Origin of the sequence: Mesorhizobium sp. M7A.F.Ca.US.005.03.2.1, assembly GCF_003997795.1 — a bacterium.
Taxonomy (GTDB): domain Bacteria; phylum Pseudomonadota; class Alphaproteobacteria; order Rhizobiales; family Rhizobiaceae; genus Mesorhizobium; species Mesorhizobium ciceri.
Genome location: NZ_RZRP01000760.1, coordinates 1 through 3,030, shown reverse-complemented (window position 1 = coordinate 3,030; position 3,030 = coordinate 1). Strand labels below are relative to the sequence as shown.

The following is a 3,030-nucleotide window of genomic DNA, read 5'->3' as shown; positions in this document are numbered from 1 at the left end:
TCGAAGCTCAGCGCGAAGGCTTCCGGGATCTGCATCAGCTTGCCGCGCACATCGGCGACGAGCTTCGATGCGCTCTGGTCGGGGCCCCGCTCCTCCCATGGCTTCAGGATGGCGAATTCGACCGCCGAATTCGATTGCGCGGCACTGGTCAGGAAGTTCAGGCCGCTGATCGAGCCGACGATGTCGACGCCGGGCGTCGCCTGCAGGATGTCGCGTGCCTTCTGCGCCACCGCGTCGGTGCGTTCCAGCGATGCGCCGTCGGGCAACTGGATGACGACGAAGAAATAGCCCTGGTCCTCGACCGGAAGGAAGGTCGAGGGCAGGCGCTGCCAGACGAAGTAGGTGGCGACCAGCCCCGCCGCGAACAGGCCGAGCATGATCCAGCGCAAACGGATGAGGATGCGCACACCATTGGCATAGGCGTGCGACAGCCTGTCGAAGCCGGTGTTGAACCAGCGGAACGGGGCGAACTGCGTTTCGCCGCGATGCCGCAGGAAGGCGGCACTGAGCGCGGGGCTCAGCGTCAGCGAGTTGAAGGCGGAGATGCCGACGGAGATCGCCACCGTCAGTGCGAACTGGTTGTAGAGCTTGCCGGAGACGCCGGGAATGAAGGCGACCGGCACGAACACCGCCATCAGCACCGCGGTGGTGGCGATGATCGGGCCGGTGACCTCGGTCATTGCGGCCTTGGTCGCCGCAAGCGGTTTGAGCCCGGCCTCCAGCTGTCGTTCGACATTCTCGACCACGACGATGGCGTCGTCGACGACGAGGCCGATCGCCAGCACCATGCCGAGCAGGGAGAGCATGTTGAGCGAGAAGCCGAGCATCTCCATGACGACCAGCGTCGCCACCAGCGACACCGGAATGGCGATGGTCGGGATGATCGTCGTGCGCCAGCTTTGCAGGAAGAGGAACACCACGGCGACGACCAGCACCAGCGCTTCGCCGAGCGTGATCAGCACGTCATGCATCGACGCCGAGACGAAACGGGTGGTGTCGTAGTGCATCGCATAGGACACGCCCTTCGGGAAACGGCCCGACAGCTCCTGCATCTTGTCCTTGACGCGCTGCTGCAGATCGAGCGCGTTGGAGCCGGGCATCTGGTAAACGGCAAGCACCACGGTCGGGTCTTTACCGAAGAAGGCAGACGACGAATATTGCAGCGCGCCGAGTTCGATGCGGGCGACGTCGCGCAGCCTGACCAGCGAGCCGGTATCGGTGTTGGCGCGCACGACGATGTCGCCGAATTCCTTGGGATCGCTCAAGCGGCCGACGGCGTTGACCTGCATCTCGAAGGCGGTGCCGGCGGGTGCCGGCGACTGGCCGATCTTGCCGGCCGCCACCTGGACGTTCTGTTCGGCGATGGCGTTTTGCACATCGACGGCGGTGATGCCGAGATTGGCGAGCTTGTCGGGATCGAGCCAGACGCGCATCGAATAGCGCCGCTCGCCGAAGATCTGCACGTCGCCGACGCCGGGCAGCCGCTTCAGCGGGTCGACCACCTGCAGATAGGCAAGGTTGCTCAGCGCCACCGGATCGACCGAACTGTCGGGCGAAGTCAGGTTGACGATCAGGACGAAGTTCGGATTCTGCTTCTTGATCGTCACGCCGCCCTGGTTGACGATCGCCGGCAGCGACGAGGCGGCCTGCGAGACGCGGTTCTGCACGTCGACGGCGGCGGTGCTCAGCGAATAGCCGACATCGAAGGTGATGGTGATGGTCGAGGAGCCGTCATTGGAACTCGTCGACGACATGTAGGTCATGCCCTGCACGCCGTTGATCTGCTGCTCCAGCGGCGTCGTCACCGTGTCGGCCACCACTTGTGCGCTGGCGCCCGGATAATGGGCGCTGACCACGACCTGCGGCGGCGTGATGTCGGGAAACTGCGAGACGGGCAGCAGGAAATAACAAATCGACCCGGCGAGCACCATGATGATGGCGATCGCCGAGGCGAAGATCGGACGGTGAATGAAAAAGTTTACCACGACACGCACGCCTCTCCGGCTGCTGTTGCCCGCCCGAAGGCGCTGGCAACCCTGGACAGCCTTTGGCCGCGCTTGTCACCGAGGCCGTCCCGCGAACGCAGCAACGGCACCTCGCCACGCTGCGTATCGGCGAGCGAGCGCAACATCGTCTCGAAGGCGCGCGGGTCGACGCCATCGGCTTTCATGACCAGCCGGATCATCGGATCCCGGACGGCTTCATCTATGGTAAGATCGCGGCGCTGTGGCATGGCCGGCTCCTTGTCTGTCGATTCGCAGCCCGTGCTCGCGAACCGTTTTCATCTCTTCACCGGCCGAGGCCGCATGATTGGCAGTTTCTCGCCCCTCTCGTCTGGCAGGGCCGTTCACGGCCTTGTTATTGACGGTGGACGATATAGGTGTTACCAGTAAGTAACATTCTGGAAGTTACAGACCGGTAACACCCTAGTCAAGAGGTGGCCGAGGGTTTTTTGGAAACGAAAGGAGATCATGATGGCAGACGGCATCGTGGAGCGCTCTCGTCCCCGGGATCGGATCCTGGAGACGGCACGCGACATGTTCCACAAGCATGGCATCAAGGGCGTCGGCGTCGACGCCATCACCGAAGCTGCCGGCACGAACAAGATGACGCTCTATCGTCACTTCGAATCCAAGGACGAACTGATCGTCGAATGCCTGCGCGCCAATGCGGCCAAGGCCGGCGCTATGTGGGAAGCATTCGAGGCCGAATTCCCTGGTGACAAGCTTGCCCAACTGCATGCCTGGGTTCGCAAGGCGGCTGCCATGCTCAATGCGGACGGCCGCGGCTGCGACATGGCCAACGCCGCCGCTGAGCTGACCGAGCCGGACCATCCGGCCAGGCTGGTGATCAAGGAGCTCAAGGAAGCCCAGCGCGCGCGCCTTGTGACGCTATGTCGGGATGCCGGCATTGGTCAGGCCGAACTGCTCGCCGATACGCTGTCGCTGTTGTTCGAGGGCGCGCGTGTCAGCGTGCAGACCGTGGGTACCGAAGGTCCGAGCACCCAGTTCGTGCGCATGGCCGAAGGGC

General features: G+C 63.8%; 3 protein-coding genes. 1 reads left to right on the top strand and 2 read right to left on the bottom strand.

Translation table 11 applies throughout. The annotated features are described in order from the left end of the window. Positions 1-1,985 (bottom strand): efflux RND transporter permease subunit (locus EN991_RS29765; RefSeq protein WP_164755359.1); only part of this gene is annotated, 1,985 nt, incomplete at its 3' end. Beyond that, on the bottom strand, positions 1,979-2,233 hold the full coding sequence (locus EN991_RS29760; RefSeq protein WP_024502614.1) for a hypothetical protein: 255 nt from the start codon (positions 2,231-2,233) through the stop codon (positions 1,979-1,981). The genes EN991_RS29765 and EN991_RS29760, both read right to left, overlap by 7 nt. A 241-nt stretch (positions 2,234-2,474) precedes the next feature. Between EN991_RS29760 and EN991_RS29755 the strand changes: the two genes are divergently transcribed. After that, positions 2,475-3,030, top strand: a 556-nt coding sequence (locus EN991_RS29755) for a TetR/AcrR family transcriptional regulator (protein ID WP_164769464.1), incomplete at its 3' end; no start/stop codon positions are given.

Excerpts from the sequence above, each read along its gene's own strand:
- EN991_RS29760 (WP_024502614.1), bottom strand. The coding sequence starts at position 2,233 with ATGCCACAGCGCCGCGATCTTACCATAGATGAAGCCGTCCGGGATCCG.